18 protein-coding genes are annotated in these 23,004 nt (G+C 40.5%); 9 read left to right on the top strand and 9 right to left on the bottom strand.

Translation table 11 applies throughout. The features are described 5' to 3' along the window. Positions 1-39: 39 nt before the first annotated feature. From QZ407_RS06830 to ribD, 3 genes are read right to left on the bottom strand one after another with little or no spacing between them, the layout of a single operon-like run. Positions 40-654 (bottom strand): YigZ family protein, encoded by a 615-nt coding sequence (locus QZ407_RS06830; protein ID WP_295769047.1) that lies wholly within the window; start codon positions 652-654, stop codon positions 40-42. 8 nt (positions 655-662) lie between these two features. Beyond that, positions 663-1,523, bottom strand: coding sequence for an EamA family transporter (locus QZ407_RS06825; protein WP_295769045.1), 861 nt, complete (start codon positions 1,521-1,523; stop codon positions 663-665). A gap of 8 nt (positions 1,524-1,531) precedes the next feature. After that, positions 1,532-2,578 (bottom strand): bifunctional diaminohydroxyphosphoribosylaminopyrimidine deaminase/5-amino-6-(5-phosphoribosylamino)uracil reductase RibD, encoded by a 1,047-nt coding sequence (gene ribD, locus QZ407_RS06820; protein ID WP_295769042.1) that lies wholly within the window; start codon positions 2,576-2,578, stop codon positions 1,532-1,534. 33 nt (positions 2,579-2,611) lie between these two features. Between ribD and prmC the strand changes: the two genes are divergently transcribed. The 5 genes from prmC to QZ407_RS06795 all read left to right on the top strand — a co-directional run bounded on the left by prmC (position 2,612) and on the right by QZ407_RS06795 (position 8,423). Beyond that, positions 2,612-3,475, top strand: a complete 864-nt coding sequence (prmC, locus tag QZ407_RS06815; RefSeq protein WP_295769039.1) for a peptide chain release factor N(5)-glutamine methyltransferase — start codon at positions 2,612-2,614, stop codon at positions 3,473-3,475. A 55-nt stretch (positions 3,476-3,530) separates the two neighbouring features. After that, complete coding sequence (locus QZ407_RS06810) at positions 3,531-4,850, top strand: M23 family metallopeptidase (protein WP_295769037.1); 1,320 nt, start codon at positions 3,531-3,533, stop codon at positions 4,848-4,850. 101 nt (positions 4,851-4,951) lie between these two features. Further along, a complete protein-coding gene (locus QZ407_RS06805) occupies positions 4,952-6,223 on the top strand; it encodes a DUF1016 N-terminal domain-containing protein (protein ID WP_295769036.1) in 1,272 nt (423 codons plus the stop codon). A gap of 149 nt (positions 6,224-6,372) precedes the next feature. Next, positions 6,373-7,761, top strand: a complete 1,389-nt coding sequence (locus tag QZ407_RS06800; RefSeq protein WP_295769034.1) for an exonuclease domain-containing protein — start codon at positions 6,373-6,375, stop codon at positions 7,759-7,761. A 122-nt stretch (positions 7,762-7,883) separates the two neighbouring features. Then, on the top strand, positions 7,884-8,423 hold the full coding sequence (locus tag QZ407_RS06795) for a pyridoxamine 5'-phosphate oxidase family protein (protein WP_295769031.1): 540 nt from the start codon (positions 7,884-7,886) through the stop codon (positions 8,421-8,423). 72 nt (positions 8,424-8,495) lie between these two features. Here QZ407_RS06795 and QZ407_RS06790 read toward each other — a convergent pair whose 3' ends face one another. After that, complete coding sequence (locus QZ407_RS06790; RefSeq protein ID WP_295769029.1) at positions 8,496-10,154, bottom strand: response regulator; 1,659 nt, start codon at positions 10,152-10,154, stop codon at positions 8,496-8,498. 112 nt (positions 10,155-10,266) lie between these two features. After that, complete coding sequence (locus QZ407_RS06785) at positions 10,267-11,673, bottom strand: ATP-binding protein (protein ID WP_295769027.1); 1,407 nt, start codon at positions 11,671-11,673, stop codon at positions 10,267-10,269. A 288-nt stretch (positions 11,674-11,961) separates the two neighbouring features. On the opposite strand from QZ407_RS06785, the gene QZ407_RS06780 reads away from it, so the two are divergent. From QZ407_RS06780 to QZ407_RS06770, 3 genes are all read left to right on the top strand, one after another. Further along, a complete protein-coding gene (locus tag QZ407_RS06780) occupies positions 11,962-12,678 on the top strand; it encodes an SDR family oxidoreductase (RefSeq protein WP_295769025.1) in 717 nt (238 codons plus the stop codon). A 1-nt stretch (position 12,679) separates the two neighbouring features. Then, positions 12,680-13,315, top strand: a complete 636-nt coding sequence (locus tag QZ407_RS06775; protein ID WP_295769023.1) for a flavin reductase — start codon at positions 12,680-12,682, stop codon at positions 13,313-13,315. 198 nt (positions 13,316-13,513) lie between these two features. After that, positions 13,514-13,897 (top strand): transcriptional repressor, encoded by a 384-nt coding sequence (locus QZ407_RS06770; protein ID WP_295769021.1) that lies wholly within the window; start codon positions 13,514-13,516, stop codon positions 13,895-13,897. A gap of 79 nt (positions 13,898-13,976) precedes the next feature. On the opposite strand, the gene QZ407_RS06765 is transcribed toward QZ407_RS06770, so the two are convergent. After that, positions 13,977-15,422 (bottom strand): fimbrillin family protein, encoded by a 1,446-nt coding sequence (locus QZ407_RS06765; protein WP_295769018.1) that lies wholly within the window; start codon positions 15,420-15,422, stop codon positions 13,977-13,979. Positions 15,423-15,442: 20 nt separating this feature from the next. Continuing rightward, positions 15,443-17,089, bottom strand: coding sequence for a fimbrillin family protein (locus QZ407_RS06760; protein ID WP_295769016.1), 1,647 nt, complete (start codon positions 17,087-17,089; stop codon positions 15,443-15,445). A gap of 477 nt (positions 17,090-17,566) precedes the next feature. On the opposite strand from QZ407_RS06760, the gene QZ407_RS06755 reads away from it, so the two are divergent. Next, the gene (locus QZ407_RS06755; protein ID WP_295769013.1) at positions 17,567-18,577 is read left to right on the top strand and encodes a clostripain-related cysteine peptidase; all 1,011 of its coding nucleotides are present in this window, start codon (positions 17,567-17,569) and stop codon (positions 18,575-18,577) included. A gap of 68 nt (positions 18,578-18,645) precedes the next feature. On the opposite strand, the gene QZ407_RS06750 is transcribed toward QZ407_RS06755, so the two are convergent. Beyond that, complete coding sequence (locus QZ407_RS06750) at positions 18,646-20,469, bottom strand: beta-galactosidase (RefSeq protein ID WP_295769011.1); 1,824 nt, start codon at positions 20,467-20,469, stop codon at positions 18,646-18,648. Between the two features lie 42 nt (positions 20,470-20,511). Beyond that, entirely contained in the window at positions 20,512-22,929 is a 2,418-nt protein-coding gene (locus QZ407_RS06745; RefSeq protein WP_295769009.1) for a sugar-binding domain-containing protein, read from the bottom strand. Positions 22,930-23,004 lie beyond the last annotated feature (75 nt).

The raw sequence follows: 23,004 nt of genomic DNA, 5'->3' as shown, positions 1-23,004 counted from the left end.
ATATTTGCAATTAAAATTTTCGTTTAAATAAATATTATTTTAATTGCTGTGCAGGTAATCAACTTTAACCTTATTAATACTATGAAAACGTGCAATTGTTTGATTGACCTTCATTTTCCTTACAGCAATCTTATAAATACAACGATTATCTGATTCTTGCTCTATTATAGTTGAACCTTCCTCCTTAATGATTTTCATTACATCGTTCATCTGCAGGTAATCAAACTCAATTTGGTAAACGTCGTTAATCACATTCTCTGCAATACCTGCCGCATTTAGGCCCATCTCGGTAGCAGTTTTATAAGCATTGATTAATCCGGGCACACCCAACAGCTTACCGCCAAAATAACGCACTACCACTACCAGCACATTGGTTACATCTTTTGAAAGCAAAACGTTTAAAATTGGCCTGCCTGCCGTTCCTGATGGTTCACCATCATCATTTATTTTAAATACAGAGCGGTCGGGGCTTAACCGCATTGCCCAACAATGATGATTAGCCTTTGTATGCACAGCCTTAAGCGCACTTACCAAAGGCTTTACATCGGCCTCTGATTTTATAGGGTAAACAAAGGCGATAAATTTGCTACCGCGATCGGCAAAAATGGCCTCGGCCGGTTGTTTAACCGTTAAATAAGTATCATTAAACAGCATGGGCGCAGTTATGAAGAGTAAGCAATTAGTAATATAGCTGTTACGGCAAGACCCACACCAACTTTGTGAAGGGTGCTTAATTTTTCTTTAAAAATTAACAAGCCTATTAATGTTCCGCCAGTTATAACGCCAATATTCATTGCAGTAAAAACGGTTGACGGATCTTTTGCCAGGGCTTGATGAGCTTTGAGATAGAACAGAATATTGCCAAAGTTAAATACGCCAAGTATCCACCCAAAAAATATATGCCTGAATAAAAATCGTTTCTTTTTAAAAGTAATTTGATAAATAGTGCCAAGCACTGAAACTAAAAACGCAGCCACGTAAACTATGAATAGTGAAGCACTGTATGGCGCCGTTTTGGTTTGTGCCATTTGCTTAAACAAAATATCAATTACCCCGAAGCCAAGAAAAACGCCCAGTAAATACAGCCAGGTATTTTTGTTATTTTGCGATACTACGTGCTTTGTTTGCCACGGTATAAGACAAAATATGGCTGCAAATCCGGTTAAAATGCCTATGCCTTTAACTACGGAGAGGCTATCTCCAAAAATTAAAAATGCAGCACCTAATGATATTAGTAAAGACAAGCGCTGAGCTACATCTGTTCGTACAATGCCCGCCCCTTTTATAGCGGCCGCCATTACATAAAATATCAATGGAAGCAATACGCCAAGTAGCAAATAAAGGTTTAGCGGCGGATGGGTTATACTATCGGGCTGTGGCTTCAAAAAAATCCATGTAAGCAATGCCGCAATTGAATAGTTCCAGGTAATAGCCTGAGCAACGTTAATTTGGTAACGACGAGCTAACTTAAGTAAGATAGATACCGTTACGCTGCAGCAAACGCTAAGAAATATATAAAGCATTTAGTGATCTATTGATTGAATATAATTTGTAGGTTATCTTCACCTACCATATCATTACTGACGTGTTTTCCAAAACACTCCGGAGCCTTGATGCCGTTGGTCAGCACAGATTTGCCGGTAAATATACGGGCTTCGTCCCATAAGTTTTCGTTAATAAAACTGTTTAACGTATGCGCTCCGCCCTCAATAATTACCGATTGAATATCCTGCAGGTACAGTTGAAACATAATGTACTGCGGAACAAATCTGTCAAAATCCTCAAGCGCTATGTACTTCACCTTGTTATCAAACTCGGTCTTTATGGCGTTGAAAACAATAGTTTCAACCGTATTGTCAAATAAAAACAACTCTTTATTCAATTCGAGATTACGGTCAATCACCACCCTTTTAGGCGATTTGCCCGGCCATAAACGTGTGTTAAGTTGGGGATTATCTGTCCGTGCTGTATTCTTTCCTACGAGTATTGCATCTTCCTCAGAACGCCATTTGTGCACCAGTTTTTTTGACTCGGCACCGGTTATCCATTGCTGGGTGCCATCGGCCGGAGCAAAGTAGCCATTAGATGTTTGCGCCCATTTGAGTATGATATATGGTCGTTGTTTTTGAACCCGGGTGAAAAATCTCTGGTTTAAATCAATACATTGTTGTTCAAGTACGCCCATAACAACATTAATTCCCGCCTGCTGTAATTTTTCAATACCCTTTCCATCAACCTGGGCAAACGGATCGCGGCAACCGATAACTACATTAGGAATGTGGTGTTTAATAATTAAATCAGCACATGGTGGTGTTTTTCCGTAATGAGCACATGGTTCAAGTGAAACATATATTGTTGATTTACTCAATAATGAACTTGAATTACTAAAGTTTTCAATTACATTATTAATAGCATTTACCTCGGCGTGCGCCTTACCATATTGTTGATGGTAACCTTCGCCTATGATACGGTTATCATGAACAATAACCGCCCCAACTATTGGATTAGGGCTAACTTTTCCGATTCCTAAAGCTGCCAGTTCTAAGCAGCGCTGCATATAAATTTCATGGAAATCCATCGCACAAAAGTAGCTTTTATGTTTATTTGTTGCATGAAAACGGTTAAAGATGCATTTGATGTGTTTAAAGATCAACTCACGCAGTTATATGACGTAACTGAAATAGAGTCTATAGCATCGTTATTAATTGAGGAATTAACTGGACTGAACAGGGCACAGCTTAAAGCTTTTCCTGAAAGGGAGCTAAATGTAGTTCAAAGTGAGCGACTATTAACGCAGCTAGAAAGCATTAAGACAGGAATGCCGGTGCAGTACGTTTTAGGCTACGCTTACTTCTACGGAAATCAATTTAAAGTAAATTCATCGGTGCTTATCCCAAGGCCGGAGACAGAGGAACTTGTTGATTGGGTAATTAAAACAATTGGCAATCAAAGCCATCAAAAAATCCTGGATATTGGCACTGGAAGCGGCTGCATACCTATTTCTTTAAAGTTAATTAATAATGATAATGAGTTACTTGCAATAGATATATCACGTAAGGCTTTAGAAGTGGCTAATGCCAATGCAAAGCTACATAATGCTAGTGTATCATTTATCGAAGCTGATATATTAGATATCAATCCAAGCTTTGAAAGCCCTCACAAATACAATGTAATTATCAGCAATCCGCCTTACGTAACCGCAACAGATAAGCAGCAAATGCATAAAAACGTGTTGGATTTTGAACCGCACAGCGCATTGTTTGTACCTGATTCAGATCCGCTTTTATTTTATATTGCTATTGCGAATTTTGCCGTAATCCATTTGGTTGAAAATGGTTACTTGTTTTTTGAAATAAACGAAAGCTATGGCCCTGATACGGTTGACATGCTCGCAACAAAAGGGTTTATAGATATTGAACTACGTAAAGATCTTGCCGGCAAAGACCGCATGATAAGGGCTGTTTGGCCTGGCTGATTTCACCTTAAAACTTTTACCTGCAGCCATAGTTTTATGATGGTAAGCCACCATTATGAACTGTAATAAATATCTGCTGTTTTTAATTGCTTTAGCTCTTTTTACATCTTGCAGCAACAAAGGGCCTTTAGCAATTTTTAATAAACTAACACCACACGAAGCTTATGCACAACGGCTTAAGGATGCGAAGTTAGATGGCACAGCAATGGGCAGCAAGTGGCTAAAAGCCGCTGATATCAGTTTAAGTAACGCATTAAATATCAAAATTCCGTATAAAGAAACCGGTTACTTTTCGGCCGAAAAGGTTCCATCAACAGCTTTTAGGTTTGATGCGCGCAGGGGCCAAAAGCTACATGTAGTGCTAGAAAAAAAGCCTGCTGAGAGCTTTGACATTTATATGGACATATTACAGCAACAAGCTGACGGTAAAATAAAATGGCTGGCATCGGCAGATACCGTTGGACTGGTGCTTGATTATGAAATAAAGTCGGACGGAAAGTATTTGTTTCGCTTGCAGCCCGAATTATTACGTAGCGGCGAATATACGTTGACTATTACCAGTGGCCCATCACTTGAATTCCCGGTGTCAAATACAGGCAAACCTAATATAGGGAGCTTTTGGGGCGACGGCCGCGACAACGGCGGACGTAAGCACGAAGGAGTAGATATTTTTGCTAAAAAATTAACACCGGCAATTGCAGCAGCCGATGGCTTAGTTACTAACGTTACCGAAAATAATTTGGGTGGTTTAGTAGTATTTATGCGTCCGGCCAATCGCGACTATACTTTGTATTACGCACACCTTGACAAGCAACTAGTACAAAGCGGACAGTCCGTGCGTACAGGCGACACGCTTGGCTTAGTTGGCAATACAGGCAATGCCCGTAACACTCCCTCGCACTTACATTTTGGAATTTACACCGGAGGTGGCGCAATTGATCCGTTTCCGTTTGTGAATCGCAACGTGCAAAACGCAAAGCCTGTGTCAGCCTCCCTTACTCTACTTAACGCTACAGCCCGCACCACAGCTAAAAACACACGGTTGTTTGTTGAACCAGATGATCAATCAGTATCAAGATTAACATTACCTGTAAGCACTGTAGTGAGTGTTGAAGCCGCCACCGGCGGCTGGTACAAAGCTACCCTGCCTGATGGTACAGTTGGCTATATAATCAGTAAAAACGTTACATCGGCATCATCACTTCGTAAACTAACCATCAAACAGCGGGCTGCTTTGTTGGATGCGCCTGACACTGTAAATGCCGCTCGCAAAAGTGTAATTGAAGCCGGCAAGCAAGTTGATGTAAAAGGTTCTTTTGGCAACTATTACCTGGTTAGTGATGACGCTAACACAGGTTGGATTAAAGCGAGATAGCAATAAAAATTTCTCAATTTTCAATTGTATTACTAATTTTAGGTTCAACCGCATCTATGCAACCCGTCACAGTGAATAACCAACTTAAAATTAGCCTAAGCATGAGTATTGAAAACGATTTGGATTCGATTACTCAAATGTTGAACAGCTCATTACTATTCAGTTTCAAAACGATAGGTACTTGGTATAATGAGCATTGCTCAAGGGAGGCCTTGTATTTACAGGATAATTTAATTTTAAATGATCTTGCGGAGCAGTTAGAGCCAAAGTATGGCCCGTATTTTAGTAAGGAAAACTTACTACGGATGTCAGCATTTGCAAAAAGGATGTCCGCAAACCCAAAACTTTTTGATCTTCATTACTTCGTAACCTGGGAACATATTGTACTATTATTGCCTTTTGATGACGACGCGTTATGGTTGTTTTATGTAAGGCTTACCCAGAAGCACCGCTTAACGGTTGAGGAGTTAGCCAGTGCCATTAAATCAAAGCAATATGAAAACGATGAAAATTTTTGGGGTAAAAAAAACCTAAAGCTTGCTTTGCAGAAAAGCTTGAGTCACGGCTCACCCGAAGAAAAATTTTTACCGTTATGGATGATGAAATATCAACGCGACTGGAAGCCGCTGTTTTTACCGTTTAAAAATCCTTTGCTATCATTTTTTGAGCCGTTACTTCGCATTGAGGAATATCCGGTTATAAATTTGGACAATTATCATGATGAAGATTTACTTATTCGCATTACGCATGATATAGATAGTTTGAAAATTCGCCTTAATAGGAGCCTGAATGAAAAACTCAATCTCTTGTTTTGGGAAACAGGAAGAAAACTTACGCCTGCAAGCTTGAGTGAGATTGATCGGGCTGCATCGTTTGAAAAAACTGACGAAAGGTTGATAGTTGTAAAAGAAGTAACCGTAATTGACACCACCGGCCATACACACGATTTTAGTACAACTGTGACTCAACAAGTATATGATGAAGAACAGCAACAAAGGGTAACTAAATATCAATCATTGTTTACAAATTTGTTTAATCAGCAAGAATTCCAGCACATGCAGCTGTTTGGATCTAAGTTCAGCAATATAAAATTGATTGTAGGTTTTTGTCATTTGGTTACCTGGGATCAAATCAAAGAGCTAATACGCCTCGATACAGAAGATGATATGATTGAGCTGGCCTTTGAAGTTGCTCAAGGCAAAATTGGCCACAGCGACTTAAAACGTTTAGTCGACGAACGTCAAAAAAATTCGACGTTTAAAATAAACAGTAAAAGTAAGCACAAGTATAAGACGAACAGTTTTTTCAACGCCAAAACACAAGTGAGCGTTTTTCAGAATGAATATTTCATGCAATTTGTAGCAGTAATGTAAACGCACCCGAATCTTGATATACCTTATTCATCAACATTAACAACTCATAAACTCCCAAATTTTCCCAGGAATCTTGAAAAACTTCATAGCCTGTCTGAGTAAAATTTTTTTCATCTAATTTAAACTAACAATTTTAGCATTACAATTAAATGCTTATTTTTGTTACCCTAATGTACGCCATTGTAGATATTGAGACCACCGGAGGACATGCCAGCGCAAATGGCATAACCGAAATTGCCATATGTATTCATGATGGCCATGAGGTGGTAAAGCGTTATGAAACGCTGGTAAATCCCGGTGTTGATATTCCTGTTTATATACAGGCACTTACCGGGATTACTAACGAAATGGTAAGTACTGCACCGCCGTTTAAACAGGTTGCACATGAAGTTTACGGCTTGCTGCAAGGAAATATTTTTGTAGCACACAACGTTAACTTTGACCATTCGTTTGTAAAGTACCACTTAAACCTTGCCGGTTTTGATTTGCAGTGTAATAAGCTTTGCACAGTGCGGCTTAGTCGCAAAATTTTACCGGGAATGAACTCTTACAGTCTTGGCAAACTGTGTCATCAAATTGGTATAAGCAACTCAGCAAGGCACCGTGCAGCCGGTGATGCCGAAGCAACGGCCGAATTGTTTACTTTGCTACTGAACAGCGATGTACACAATCACATAACCGATGCTTTAAAGCAACGGTCGAAAGAACAGGTTTTGCCACCCAATTTGAACCGCAGGTTTATTGATCAGCTCCCCCCTACGCCCGGCGTTTACTACTTTCATGATAACAAGGGTAAGGTTGTGTATGTGGGCAAAGCCGTGAACATAAAAAAACGTGTAGCCAGTCATTTTGCAGGCAATAATTCCGGAGCACAAAGGCAGGAGTTTATGCGGCATATACATCAAATCAGCTTTCAGGAATGCGGTACCGAACTTATGGCATTGCTTACCGAGGCTGTTGAAATTAAACGGCTGTGGCCCAAGTTTAACCGTTCGCAAAAGCAGCTGGATTTTAATTTTGGTTTATACACTTATGAAGACCAACGCGGTTACCTGCGGCTGGTAGTTGATAAGCGACGTAAATACTCATCGCCGGTGCATACATGCAGCTCATTAATTACCGGCAGGGCCTTACTTGCCAAATTGATTGAGGCTTATGAGCTTTGCCCTAAGCTTTGCATGGTGCAAACTAATACTGATGCATGTACCGGTGTCAACTCGCTCCAATGCGCCTGCACCGGCCATGAAAGCACCGAATTGTATAATCAAAAAATACAAAAGGCAATTGAGGGACTAAAAGAAGCTTTACCAACATTTGCTATACGTGATGAGGGCCGCAAAGATGACGAACATAGCTGTATTTTAATTGAAGATGGTCGGTTATATGGTATGGGCTATATTTCTCATTATATGGAAGCAAGCAACCTGGCGCAGCTTAAAAATTACCTTACCCCATATCCTTCAAATGATTATATGCGTAACATGGTAATTAGCCACGCTGAGCAATATCCATGGAAAAAAGTTGAACTCGCTTCTTAAAAACACCTTTCTTCTTTAAGCTTAAAGTGACCGTAGTTAACTCAAACTTTGGTTTATTAACTTTTTAAACAAAACACAAGCGCAACCGTTATTTATGGGCATTCACTAAATACCTATAAAACATGGATAGTATAAATCAAAATCAGCCCGAAGATAATTTTAAAAACCTACAGGGCGACGAGGCTAAGCAAAAAATTAAAGAACTTGCCGAAAAAGCCGCCAGCTGTTTTTTCTGCTCTAATATCAAAACTGGAGTTCCGTTTTCTACACGCCCTATGGCGGTGCAAAAAATAGATGATGATGGAAATTTTTGGTTTTTAAGTGCTGATGATAGCCATAAAAATGAAGAGTTAAGCCATGATCCGTTTGTGCATTTATTGTTCCAGGGTTCGGCTCACTCAGACTTTTTGAATATTTACGGCATTGCTGAAATAAGTAAAGACAAAGAAAAAATTAAAGAATTGTGGGAGCCGATATTAAAAACCTGGTTTACCGAAGGTGAAGACGACCCACGTATAACCGTTATCAAAGTTGAGCCAACTGAAGGTTACTATTGGGATAACAAACATGGTAACGCTATAGCTTTCATTAAGCAGGCGGCCGGAGCCGTATTAGGAAAAACACTTGACGACTCTATTGAGGGCAAGCTTGATATTGATTAATTAAAAAGCTTATAACAAAAAGGGTGATGTTTGAATAAACATCACCCTTTTTGTTTGTCGTACTTTTTGGTTCTATACCTCGGCCAAATATTTGTGAACAAAGCTTATCGCCATCGATCCTTCACCAACGGCCGACGCTACCCTGTTCATAGCGCCTGCACGTACATCACCGGCTGCAAATATACCCGGACAACTGGTTTCCAGTAAGAACGGATCGCGCTTGAGTTTCCATTGCTTTCCAAAATCATCATACCCTGTCAAGTCGCGCCCGGTTTCAATAAATCCTTTGCTTTTTATAATACCCATTTGAACCCATTCGGTGTAAGGCTTGGCACCTATAAAGATGTATAGTGCGCTGGCCTCAACATCGGTAGTTTCTTTTGTATTGATGTTACTAAGGGCTAATTCCTGTAAGCTATTTTCCCCACGTGCTTCAATCACTTCGGTAAATGGCACAACTTTAATATTCGGTGTATCGGCAATTTGTTCGATAAGATAGGCCGACATGGTTGCCGTTAAATCTTCCCGTCTTATTACGATAAAAACGTTTTTCGCAAATTTAGACAAGTACATTGCAGCTTGCCCGGCCGAATTGCCTCCACCAATAATGTAAACCTGCTTGTCTTTACAGGCCGATGCTTCAGTTACGGCTGCACCATAATAAACACCTGCACCCGTAAATTGATCAATGCCTTTAACTTCCAGCTTACGGTAATCAACACCGGTTGTTATGACAATTGATCTGCTGATGATTTCTGAACCGTTATCCAGAATGATGTATTTGTAGCCGTCGCGCTCCTGAATATCCTGTACGGAGTGAGGTGATAAAAATTCGGCACCTAAACGCCTGGCTTGTGTTATGGCACGGTGCGTTAAGTCAGATCCGCTTAAGCCTGATGGAAAACCGAGGTAGTTCTCGATGCGTGAGCTGGAACCGGCTTGTCCGCCTGGTGCTTTGCGTTCAATTAAAAGGGTACGTAAACCTTCAGATGCTCCGTAAACAGATGCCGCCAGCCCGGCCGGACCAGCACCTATAATTACAACATCGTAAATTTCATTACTCACCTGTGCGCTTATACCTAATTTTTGTGCTATATCTGTTATTGATGGTTTTGACTGAAACGTACCATCTTCATAAATCACAGTCGGCAACTGGTCGTTGCACAGATTATTAGCGTTAAATAATGTTTTTGCTTCCTCGTTGCGCTCAATATCAAGCCATTTATAAGGAATAAGGTTGCTGCCCAGGTAATCTTTAATAATGTGTGACTGCGGCGAAAACTGGAACCCAATTAACTTAATTCCCTTAAATGCAGGTATGTAATGCGTATGCCAATCGTTAAGCAAGTCATTAATTACAGGATACAGTTTCTCTTCAGGCGGATCCCAGGGCTTCATTAAGTAGTAATCAAGCTGTACATCGTTAATGGCCTTTATAGCTGCGTCGGTGTCTGAATATGCCGTAAGCAAAACCCTTTTTGCATCCGGATAAATTTTTACAGCCTTTTGCAAGAAATCAACACCGGGCATTTCGGGCATACGCTGGTCACTTATAAATAGCGCAATTACATCGCCGGCATTTTTCATTTCAACAAGGGTTTCTAACGCCTCATTGGCCGATTCGGTTGTCATTATTTTATATTCTTTGCCATACTGCGAACGCAGGTCGCGGTTGAGTGCGCGTAGCACCTGCGAATCATCATCAATAGCAAATATGATAGGGCGGCTCATTACTTTTCTTTTTGGTAAAAATACAAATTCCGTTAAATGTGAAACATCTAAAAGAACGGTTAATGTATTATAAAAGCATGTTTAATTTGATTGTTAAAGTGCGCTTTAGCTATTACGCAGGGTTAATTGGAATGCAAACAATAAACTCTGTTTGGCCCGGTTTGCTATTCACTTTTACCGAACCCTGATGCTGCGTTTTAACAATGCGTTGCACAACTTCTAAACCCATTCCGGTCCCTTTCCCCATTTGTTTAGTGGTAAAAAAAGGATCAAAAACGCGGTTCTTTACATCATCTGGAATGCCCGGGCCATCATCCGTGATAACTATCTCAGCAAATTCACGGTCGCGGCGGGTTTTAATTTTGAGGTTACCTTTGCCGTTAACCTCCATTGCATCAAGTGCATTGTCAATGAGGTTGGTCCACACCTGGTTAAGCTCCCCTACCAGCATTTTAATTTCGGGCAGTTCATCATCATAGTCTTCAGTAACGGTTACGCTGCCTGCCTTAATTTTATGGCCCAACATCTTTAGGGTATTGCGTATACCAACATCAACCCTGGCATACTGCCTATCGGCACCGCGGTCCATGTGGGTGAAGGTTTTAATTGAGGTAATAAGATCGGCAATTCGCTGCGAGGCATGATGAATATCATCAACCATTTTGGCTGACAGCATAATATCGTATATCCATGCAAACACGGGTGATGCAGCCGTAGGTGTCATGCACTGATATATTGGGTCTAAATGCTCAGTTTTAAAACCTTTTTCAACAAAGGTTTGAGCCATATCATAACCGTTTTCAATATCATGATCATCAAACCAATCGGCAATTTCATCTTCCAGATTATTTCTTTCGCGGAGCGTTAGCTTGATGTCACTTTTATTCTCCAGGATGTAAGCAACTTTCTTTTTGATGGTTGCAACTTTGTTTTCATCCAGGTCTACAGCAATTAGCTTGGCAAAAGTTTCGGGCTGGTTTTCCAAATGCTTCATCAGTGATGATGCGTTACGGACAATGGAAGCTGCCGGGTTATTCAATTCGTGCGCTAAACCAGCTGATAGCTTTCCTAATGCCATCATTTTTTCATTTTGTTGTATTAAAGCAGTTGATTCGCGCACGCGATTGCTCATTACACCAACCAGGGCTTGAGTAAGTTCATAATGCTGCTTTATCAAATCCATTATCCGGTCGACCGGCAAGGTCATTACCTGAGTTTCACCAACCGAATCACCAAAATCCATAGATATTTTGCCGCGTGAATATGGCAGATAACCGGTAATTGCCCTGTCACGTACGGTTGCCATTTCGCGCCTAACGCCGCCTTGTGTAAAGTACAACCTTACTTTACCATATATAATAAAATGTGTACCCGTGATGGGCTTGTCGCGCTCAAAAAGGTATTCACCATCATTTAAAATATAATGGCGGCTGTTATCAATAAGCCATTGCAATTGATGGTCGGGTACCTGATTGAGCACCTCAGTACCTTTAAGCCACTCGGGAGTTATTTGAAGCATAAAAACGCGGTATGTTGAAAGTAGAAATGCCTGCAGTATATGGCAGTCATTTCGCTCAACAATATACCACGATAAACTATATGCTCCAAACCTATATAAGGATGTCAAACGTTTCAATGCTCTGGAATGTGTATCCAATACCAATACAACGCAAAGATTTAAGCGAATACTTAGTCAAATAAACATACCGGCTGAAAACTTGTTAAGCATATCGGTTTGATTAGCGTTCCGTTTACACTCATGCGGCCTTTTAATCAAGCTCCTTTCAAATGTAATACATTAACAAGCATGAATTTAAACGGTAAAAACTACTTTATTGCGGGCGCTACGTCGGCTATAGCCACTACACTAATTAACACGCTTAGTGAGCATGGCGCTAATATTTACGCAATTGCCAGAAAGACATCTGATGGCTGGCCTGAAGGGGTAAATTTTCTGGAGGCAGATGTAACTCAAAGCCTTGACGGAATTGCCGGATTTCTACCTCAGCAATTACACGGCTTTGTATACTGCGCCGGAAGCATCAACCTTAAACCGTTTAGCCGCTTAAGTGGCGATGATTTCTTAAACGACTTCCGTGTAAATACCTTGGGTGCGATTAATTTGACACGCGATGCACTGCCGGCTCTGAAATCCGCCGCGGGTGCTTCAGTTGTGTTTGTGAGCTCGGTTGCAGCAAATACCGGTATGCCCTTTCATACTAGTATATCAACAGCCAAAGCAGGTCTTGAAGGTTTTGCAGTAGCGCTGGCTGCCGAAGTAGCTGCACAGCAAATACGTGTTAACGTTGTTGCTCCTTCACTTACAGATACGCCACTAGCAGCCAACTTATTAAGCACTAACGAGAAAAAAGAAGCATCGGCTAAAAGACACCCACTTGGAAGATACGGCACCCCTAATGACATTAGCAGTGCTATTGAATTCTTGCTGTCAGATAACTCTGGTTGGGTAACTGGGCAGGTTTTGGCAGTTGACGGTGGTATGGGCGCGCTTAAAACGTTTTGATATGAAGGTTATAAAGGCGCACGAAATTGACGGTATGGAGAAGGCTTACCGTACAGCATTAATGAATAGCATTACGGGTTACAAACCACTAAACTTATTGGGTACAGTAGACCGTGACAATCATACAAATCTTTGCATTGTAAGTTCTGTATTCCATATGGGTTCCAACCCTCCGCTTTTAGGCATGGTGATTCGTCCTGAACGGCCGCACAATGACACTTTAAAGAACATCAAGATGACGGGCGAGTATACCCTTAGCAATGTAATGTGCGATTTTTACAAGCAGGCGCATCAAACCAGTGCGAGCTATGAATCTGGTGTATCAGAGTTTAATAAGTGCGGCTTTGATAAGTACTATCAAGAAGGCTTTAAATCGCCCTTTGTAAGGCAATCGTCACTTAAAATTGGTTTGAGATTACAGGAAATGATTGACGTTAAGCTAAATGGTACCACTATAGTTATAGGACGAATTGAGCTCATAATTGCCAATGATGATGTTATACAAGCTAACGGCGATGTTGATCATATTACTGCCGGCAGCGCAGCCGGTTCTGGCCTTGACGCCTACTTTAAAACTGTGCTGTTAGACAAGCTTGCCTATGCAAAACCAGAGCGCACGACTGAGAGTATCCTTTAACAAAGATTTGACCAGGTTATATCTATTTAATTTGCTTCATCCCAAATGATAGTGTATTGTACGTTAATATAATAACACATAGGTGTAATATAGTTAAATCACTGATGCAGTTGATGCCTTTAAGCGTTCAAAATCCTAACTTTGAAGTCAATGGTTTCAACGGAAGAAAACTTTGCAAATTTATTGCGCAATCACCATTTGAAAGTTACAAACGCCAGGCTGGAAGTTCTGGCAGTAATTGCCGGTTATGGTGCTGCCGTGTCGCAGCCTGTTTTGGAAAAACTGATAGGCACCGGCATTGATAGAGTAACGCTTTACCGCATATTAAATACCTTTGAAGAAAAAGGAATATTACACAAGGTAATTGACTTAAATGGTACGGCTAACTACGCTATGTGCTCAACCGCTTGTACCGAACACCAACATCATGATGAGCATATACATTTTAACTGCACCAACTGTCACAAAGTATACTGCATGCATAGTTACATATTACCCAATGTAGATGCACCGGAAGGGTTCAATATACAAAGCTTAAATCTTTCAGTAAACGGCATTTGCAAGAACTGTAATAACGAATAATAGACAACATCAAAGTTGCCATATAAATAAAACGTCCTGCTTAATTTAAGCAGGACGTTTTATTTAAAGAGGTGATTAATTAGTTAACACCTATAACGGTTACATTGTCTAAACGCATACCAAGGTTGTTGCTTGCGCCACCTATAAATTCAATTGTATTATTGTCTTTAACGGCGATGTTGCTTAATTCAACAGTTACAAATTTATTGTTATCAGCATTAGTCAACTGACGGCTTGGAACAGTAACAGCATTACCGTTAACCTTAACTGCTATTACATTCACATCGCTTACAGAGCTTGATGATGAAGCGTTAGGAGCTAAATCATACTTCAATTTAATTTTCGTAAAACCACTTATTTTAACACCATCTATTTTGAGCACAGCGTCTTTTGCAGCAGGCAGCCAAATGTGTCTGTCGCCAGGCAGTGTACTGATTGTGCGCAGGTCTGCAGCAGCAAATGGATCGCTGAAGGTCCAGCTCGTGTTTTTCCATTCGGTGTAAGCAGCAATCTTAGGGCGTGCCGTTGATGCAATGTCGCCAGTACCAAAGTTCTCAGTGTATAAAACGGTTTCAGTACCTGGTTGTGGATTAGTAACGGGGTCTTGACCAACAGTGTATGAACCGCCAGGTACAGTAGTCCAGTTAGTTATTGAAGCCGATAATGCTACAGCTACAGGATTAGGGTTTGTAGAAGTTTCATTTTTCAATTCAATTTCGTAAGTATATTTCTTACCTGCTTCAAACTTGGTTGCTGCAGGTAGCGTTAATTTAAATTGACCAGCAGGAAGACTGAAGATTACAACTTTACCGCTTGCATCAACCAATGGAAGCACAATAGCCTCAGCCAATACCGTTGCATTTTGTGCTGTAGTTTTAGCGCTTATATCGGCAGTTGCCGATTGGTTTGCTAAAGTGCCGGTAGCTAAATCGAAATCAGCTTTGGTGTTTTGTCCGCCTAAACTTACTGTTAAACCATTTAAATCAGCTACGCCTGCACCATTTTTAACCGTAAATTCAATTTTTGACAATTGATGTGTAAATACAAGATTTGCAGTTGTGCTTGTTTTGCTTAGTCCGGTTGCGTTGGCTGAATATAAAAGATCGATAGCACTTTGATTATTTTGTACAGCTACGTCAACCGGATAGTTAGTTCCTGTTAACGAGGTTTTGTAAGGGTAATATGCAATAAAGTCTACTGCGCCATTTTCAGGATAATAAATGGTTTGATCTGTAGCTGAAGCAGCAAAAGCGCCATCACCATTGGTTGCATATGATTTATTTGCAGCCAAAATATTGCTTAAACCTGTGCCTGTTTTCATGTAAACGCCAATGGCATCGTTAGCCTCCCACTTATCGCCCACAGCTTTAGTTTTAATCTGGCCGTTTATTGATGACGTGAATTTAACGGCGCTTAACGCTCTAGGGTCAGTAACCTCAGGCTTGTTGTTCTTGTCTTTCTTACAAGAGCTACCTAATACAAGCAGCGACATTGATGTAGCTACAAGGATGTTTTGAATTTTCATTATTTGTTTGTTGTAGAGTTTTAATTCCAAATGGTATTATCAATAGTAGTTTTATTAGCTGCGGTCAGCTTAGGAAAAAATGTAAAGCCGGTTTCCTTTTCCAAATCGCTTACATTTATGCGGTAGTTATTATACGTTACACCGGTTGGCATTACCTGGTTGTTGATTTTAAAGCCAATAGTGTAGTAAGCATCACCTTTTTTTAGTGCCAGCGCTTTGTAGTAATATTTTGGAATGGCTGAGCCTTTTATATAAGTTATTGTGGCGTCACTTGCAGTTTTTATTGCTGCACCGGTAACAACGTACATAGTATCACCTTTTGCCATCCAGCTTCTTACCTGCTGCTCAAGATTGTTCCATATTCCCTGGTTCATTGATGATACCTGCGCAGTCATGTTGCTGTAGTAAAAGGTTGTTTGGTTTAGTTCCCTTGTCGACGTGCGGTCGCCGCTTGGTATTTGGTGTCCCCTATCATAACCGTTACCAAAAGAGCTGCTTAAATCAACCTGTGAATTTTGAGGAATTGAGGGGTCAAATTGCCAGGCATCGGTACGGCCTGAGCCGCCAACGTAAGATGAGTGCAATGGATATGCCACCCAATAAGCCATTTTATAACGTTTATCATACAGCATGGCGTAATTTCTTACCTTATCGTTATTTGGTGATTTATGGAATACGTACATCATGTTATCATCCGTTGTAATAACCGGCGTTTCCATATAACCTGAAATTGATGGCGGATTGGTTGTAATTACCTCCTTGTTCAATGAATACGTTCCAGACGGTACATCTATCCAATTGGTAATAGTTGCATTAAGCGTAGCCGCGATGCCGCTATTACCACCCTCACCCACTAATTCAATTTCGTAGTTGTATTTTTTTCCCTGCTCAAACTTTGTTCCGGCTGGCATTGTCCAGCTGTAGCTTTTTGACCCAATGATGAATACCACCTTAGCAGGGTTTTCATCAGTAGTTGGTAGCAATACCGCTTCGGCTACGGTTAAATTGTTGCGTACGCTGGTTTTCGCTTGTATGTCGGCAACGTTGGCTTGTCCACTTATTGCACCGGTTGCCAAATCAAAATTGGCAGCCGTTTTTAAACCGTTTATATTTACTTTGATATTCTCTAAACTGGGTACGCCTACGCCATTTTTCACAACCATTTCAATTTTAGAAAGCTGATGCGTAAATGTTAGTTGAGCGTTGGTGCTCACCTTATTTAACCCTGTAGCATTGTTGGCGTACATCAGGTCAATTGCTCCCTGGCTAGTTTGATTAGCAACATCAACCGGGTACATGTTACCGTTTAAGTTTTGTTTGTAAGGATAATAAGCAATGAAATCAACATTACTGCCATTTTCAGGATAGTACAAGGTCTGATCTGCAGATGATGCATTAAAATTGCCGTTACCAGCGGTGGTATATGACTTGTTTGCCGACAGGATATTGCTTAAACCATTACCGGTTTTCATGTAAACACCAATGGCATCGTTAGTTTCCCAGGTATCATTAACGGCTTTGGTTCGTATTTGACCACTAATAATTGATGAGAATTTAACTTCGGTGCTTGCGGTAGGAATATCCATGTTAGGCCTGTCTTTACGACAAGCAATTACAAAAAGAATGAGCACCGCGAGGGCAGAGATTCGTAGAAATTTTGAACGCATATATATTAATTAGAATAATTCAATTGAGTGTTATAGCTTTATTTTGAGTGTCTAACTCACATGTTTATTTTTATGAAAACAAATAATATTTTAAGTAGGACTGCAAAGTAACAGTACAAATATAGGCTAACTGTTAACGGTTCAATAAATATTTGTTAAGCCCTAAAAGCCACATAGCGTATTAGAGAGGGCTGTTTCCGGTTAAAGAAGTTCAGCCAAATGAAGCTGTTTAACTATACAACTGAAGATCAACGAGTGAAATACGCACTTACTACATTTAATAATTTGATAACATTTAAATTTTAAACAAAACTTAATTTTGCTGATTAAAATCTTAAAGTGGTCAATTCTTTTAAATTAATAGCAGGTACTATACGGACCTTTCGGACCTGTTTACTTGTTGCTATATTTTTTAGCTGCAAAAAGAATGATGAAACCGTTCAATCAACCATAAGTAACAAGACAGTACTTGTTTACATGGAAGCTAACAACAACCTGAAGTATGATGCTTTAAATAGCATCAATATGATGGAGCGTGGTGCGGCGACCCTAAATGGTAATCTGCTGGTATACATTAAAACTGAAAGCGCAACATCTTACCTGCTAAAAATAAAGTTTGACAACGATGGCAATAGAATTGTAAGTGATACGATAAAGGTTTTTACAGGTGATAAGCCATCTGACCCGAGCCGGCTTAAAGCTGTCATTGAATATACGCAAAGTCAATATCCTGCCCAAAGTTATGGACTGGTACTATGGTCGCATGCAACATCATGGGCACCTGCAAACAACAAAGTAAGTGTGAGGTCGTTTGGAAGTGATAACGGCACTGAAATGGATATTAAGGCACTTAAGAACGCCTTACCAAACAACTTCGAGTATATAATTTTTGATGCATGTTCGATGGGTTCTGTTGAGGTGTTGTATGAATTTAAAGATAAAGCCAAGTACCTCATAGCCTCGCCCACCGAAACACTGGCAGAGAGTTATCCGTACCAAACAATTACCCCATTATTATTTAATTCTGCAGAACAGCTTTCAACGTTGGCAAAAGCTTATTTTGACTATTACAATTCTTATACAGATGAAAGAAGATCGGCAAGTGTAGTGTTAGTAAAGAGCAGTGAACTGGAAACCTTGGCCGCGCAGGCAAATAAATTATTTAAAAACTACAAAAAAAGTGGCGATAGGTTGATATCTTCAGGTGTTCAACGACTGGATTACACGTCGGGATTTCCGGTTCCAAATTATGATTTTACCGATTTTCTAGATCATAACTTCAGCACTAATCAACTTGATGAGATAAAGGGACAACTTAACAAAACTGTACTTTATAAATCTGCAACGCCTGAGTTTCTCGGTACAAATATTCAAAAGTTTTCAGGACTAAGCTGCTATATTCCTTTTCCGGGTGACGTTAACTTTAATTATTACCAACAGCTGAGCTGGTATACAGCCAGTGGTATGCCGGTTCTGTTTGGCAATTAAAATTAATTTGCCTTAAACACAAAACGCCATGTTAATACATGGCGTTTTGTGTTTAAAATTCAACTTCGCTATTTCGGTTGATCTAGTATGGGTCTCTCAACCATTTTGAGCTTTTGTTTGCCCGGCTTGGTTAATTCAAGCACCGTAACGTTGTTTGAGCCTTTTTTAAGCCACTCTTGCGGAACATATACGGTTTGTTGCGGACCTATAGACCAATACTTGCCCAAGTTATGGCCGTTTATCCAAACCATACCCTTACCCCACGCTGTCATATCTAAATAGGTATCTCCAACTTTATTCAGTGTAAAGCTACCCTTAAGTATAACAGGCTCGGTAGCGCCTGGCTTACGCTTTGAGGTTTTTAATGCAGCATCCTTATGGAAAGGCATACTGTACATCTTCCAGTTCTGTACTATTTTACTATCAAGGGTAACCAGTTCGGTTATACCCTTTTTGTTTTTTAACAAATACGGACCAAAATTTATACGGCCCATGTTCTCAATTAAAATATCCAACTGCACATTTCCTTTGGGTAGCTGAATATGCATGCTATCCTGGTTTAAGCGCCTATCGAGTGTTCCCACACGCTTACCGTTAATGTAAACAAGCCCGTAATCACGTAAATCTTTAATCTTCAACATTGCATCCCTTCCACCTTTAACAATTGTACGGTACAGTACAAAACCGTAAGCTTGATTCAAGTCTTCAAAGCTCATTGGCATTTTTGATGTTTTTGGAGCACCAACAATGTCAAACAAACTAACCAATTGTGTAAGTTTTATTGGAGGAACCGTAATAGTTGGCTTTTTTGCCGGCACGGCAGGCAACTGCTGTCCTTGTGGAAGATGTTTTGCAATCACATTTCTAAACTGCATAAATTTGTCTGTAGCATTACCGGCCTCATCAAGCGGCGCATCATAGTCATAGCTGCTTATTTGCGGCTCATACGGGCTTTTATCATTATAGTTGGCACCATTCATGAAAGCCCTTGTTGTACCTCCATGAAACATATACATGTTAATTGATATGCCCGCTCCTAAAACAGAATCTAGTTTAGGAACATACTTTTGTGCAGGCACGGTATGGTGCTTGGTTCCCCACCAATCAAACCAGGCCGGGTACCATTCAGCAATGTAATAAGGGCCCTTACCACCATGATTTTCGTTTATTAAACGCTTAACTTTAGCAACATCATCAACGCCGTTTATTGCAGGAAGCAAACCCGGCAGATGACCGTCTTTTATAGCAGCTTCCGGGTCGCAGGTGTAAAGCAGGCAATCAAATCCTGCCGCTTTAAACATAGCTTCGTTTATTTTAAGGTACTCTTTGTCGTTACCGTATGAGCCATATTCATTCTCAATTTGTACCATTAAAATATTGCCACCATGGTTTACTAAAAGAGGCGACAACTGCTTACCAACCTGCATAATGTATTTTCGATACTCATTCAGGTATTGTTTTTCCTTGCTCCTTACTTCAAGCCCTTTTTCATTTTGCAACCAGTACGGATAGCCGCCAAATTCCCACTCAGCACAAACATAAGGGCTGGGGCGAAGTATTACCCAAAGACCTTCTTCTTTAGCAATACGCACAAACTCGGCAATGTTATTATCGCCGGTAAAATCAAATTTGTCTTTTTCAGGTTCATGCACATTCCAAAAAACGTACGTGCCTATTGTGTTTAACCCCATTGCTTTGGCCATTTTCATACGGGCTCTCCAGGCTTCGCGCGGAACACGCGGATAGTGCATTTCACCCGATATCATTTGAAATGGTTTGCCGTCAAGCAAAAATGCAGATTCGCTCAGTGCAAACGTGTGAACATTTTTTTGTGCCTTTAAAACGCAGGGTAAAACGAGTAGAATTAAGAATAGTAATTTAGATATACGCATGTTTGTTATTTTTCCAATAAATAGCTTTGGTTTAATTTATTATCACTTTATACTGATAGTTATAGGTTTGAGCGCAGGAGATGTGATGTCAACAGTGACATTTCCGGTATTTTTTAAAGACTGGATGTAAGCAAGCAAATTGCCGTGCAATGCTTTACGCTTCGCTCCCTTGTAGTTTTCATGGCTACTTGAGCTTCCGCTTTCAAGACCGAGCAGTTTGCCGTTTTCGCTTACCGTAACAGTTATTTCGTTATCGGCGTCATACACCGGAATTCCATTTTTATCAACTACTTTGATTATTAAATGAGATAATCGATTTTCGCTCCCTGCTTTATCTGACTCAACAGAAACCTGCAAGCCGTAAGCACTACCGGAAGATTTTAATACGTATTCGACCTGCTTATTACCATTACTATTACCAATTGCTTTTACTTCTCCCTCCTCAAATGGAATATCCCACCAAATGAAGTTATTACCCTGTTTGGCTTTTTTACCCATTGATTTGCCGTTTACAAACAACTCCGCGTTTTCACAATTGGTAAAGCAGTTTACTCTTACCATATCTCCTGCTTTCCAATTCCAGTTGGGTTCGGCGCGTTTATGGCTCCATATACCTTTATCTTCAGCTTTGGGTACAGTTGTTGTGCCAATGTAAATCATGGGTTTGGTTGCCCAAATACTTTGGCGAAAGTAATACTCGGGTTTTCGGAAACCGGCAAGGTCAAGTAACCCGGCACGGTTGCTGCGCTCGGGCCATCGTCCCGCTTCGCCTAAGTAATCAATTCCGGTCCATAAATATTGCGCAGATATATACTGGTTTGAATCAACGGCATTCCATGCAGAAAGCTGCATACCGTTCTCACTACCATAAATTATTCTTTTCGGGTAAGCTTTATGGTCGTCGGTATAACGGTACTCCTGGTAATTATAACCAACAATGTCAAGGTTGCCAGGATAGTCAGTTGTGTTTGACATTACCACACCTGCCAAAGCAGCGGTAACCGGTCGGCTGGTATCAAATTTTTTAACCGCACCTGCAAGTTGTTTTGACAATGCACTTAAACGACTTACAGGAGGATGATCAGCAAGGAAACCTTTACCGTAAATTTGAGGGTTACGTCCTGTATTTAATACCTCGTGCGTATACGGATCATTTGGATAATCAATTTCATTTCCAATGCTCCACATGACTATTGAAGGCCGGTTAAAGTTACGTAACACCATGTCACGTACATCAACTGATGCCCATTCCTTAAATGCACTATGATAGCCATCATTACTTGGAGTGCCAACGTTCCAACCTTTTACCCACTTATTCTTACCAACTTCCCATTCGTCAAAGGCCTCATCCATTACCAGGAAACCCATTTGATCGCATAAACGGTAAAGGTAATCAGCATGAGGGTTGTGACTCATTCGTATGGAATTGCACCCCGCATCTTTTAACAATTTTAATCTTCTCACCCAAACAGCTTCTGGCACTGCAACGCCAAGAGCACCTGCATCATCATGTACACAAACGCCTTTCAGTTTCAGGTTTTTATCGTTCAGGTAAAAGCCGCTGTCTGCATCAAATCTTATGTTTCTAATACCAACCTTGTCTTTCCATGAGCTAATCACCTTGCCAGCCATTTTAACCTGAACGTTAAGTTGATAAAGGTTTGGATCATTAACCGACCATAGTTGCGGAGATTTCACCTTAAACGACACATTGCTTTTGATACTATCGCGTTTGCTTGTAGAAAGCTTTTGATTTGATGACGCCACAACCTTACCGTTAGCGTCTTTCAAATCTGAAATGATGTTAATAGTAGTGTTTTCCTTTATCTTGTTAACCAATGTAACTTCAACATGGGCCTCTGCAGCTGAACCACTTACCTTAGGGGTAACAAACTTAACGCCCCATTTAGCTATGTACAAAGGATTATTGAGCTTTAAGTAAACATTGCGGTAAATGCCCGAACCTGTGTACCAGCGCGAATCTGCAAACTGGCTGTGATCTGCCTTTACTGTGATGGTATTTTGGGTGCCGTATTTAAGATGTTTGTTTAGTTCGTACTCAAACGGTATAAACCCATTTGGCCTTTTACCAAGCAGCTTGCCGTTAAAGTAAACTTCGCTGTTTTTATAAACACCATCAAAGTAAATTGACACCACCTTTGACTTCCACGTTGAAGGTACCGTAAACGTTTTTTGATACCAACCTATGCCACCTGGCAAGTAACCTGTTGCACTGGCCCATTCATCACTAAATGGCTCCTCAATGCTCCAATCATGCGGAATGCTTACAGTTTTCCAATCAGCTCCATTGGTTTGTGCTATAGCTGTTGGGCCAATATCACCTTTATGGAACATCCAGCCGTCATTAAATAACGTTCCATTTTGATTTTGAGCGTTGGCATTAAACGTAGCTGGCAACGCAAGAGCCATCAATAATAATAACCTTTGATGCTTTTTCATTTGGCAGGAATTTATACGGGTGTATTTTCGAATGACCCGTTATCCATTTAAAAACTAAAGCAGGACCTTTGCGCC

The organism is uncultured Mucilaginibacter sp. (assembly GCF_913773635.1).
Taxonomy (GTDB): Bacteria; Bacteroidota; Bacteroidia; order Sphingobacteriales; family Sphingobacteriaceae; genus Mucilaginibacter.
The sequence above is the reverse complement of the archived record's forward strand: the minus strand, read 5'-3'. Positions and strand labels throughout refer to the sequence as shown.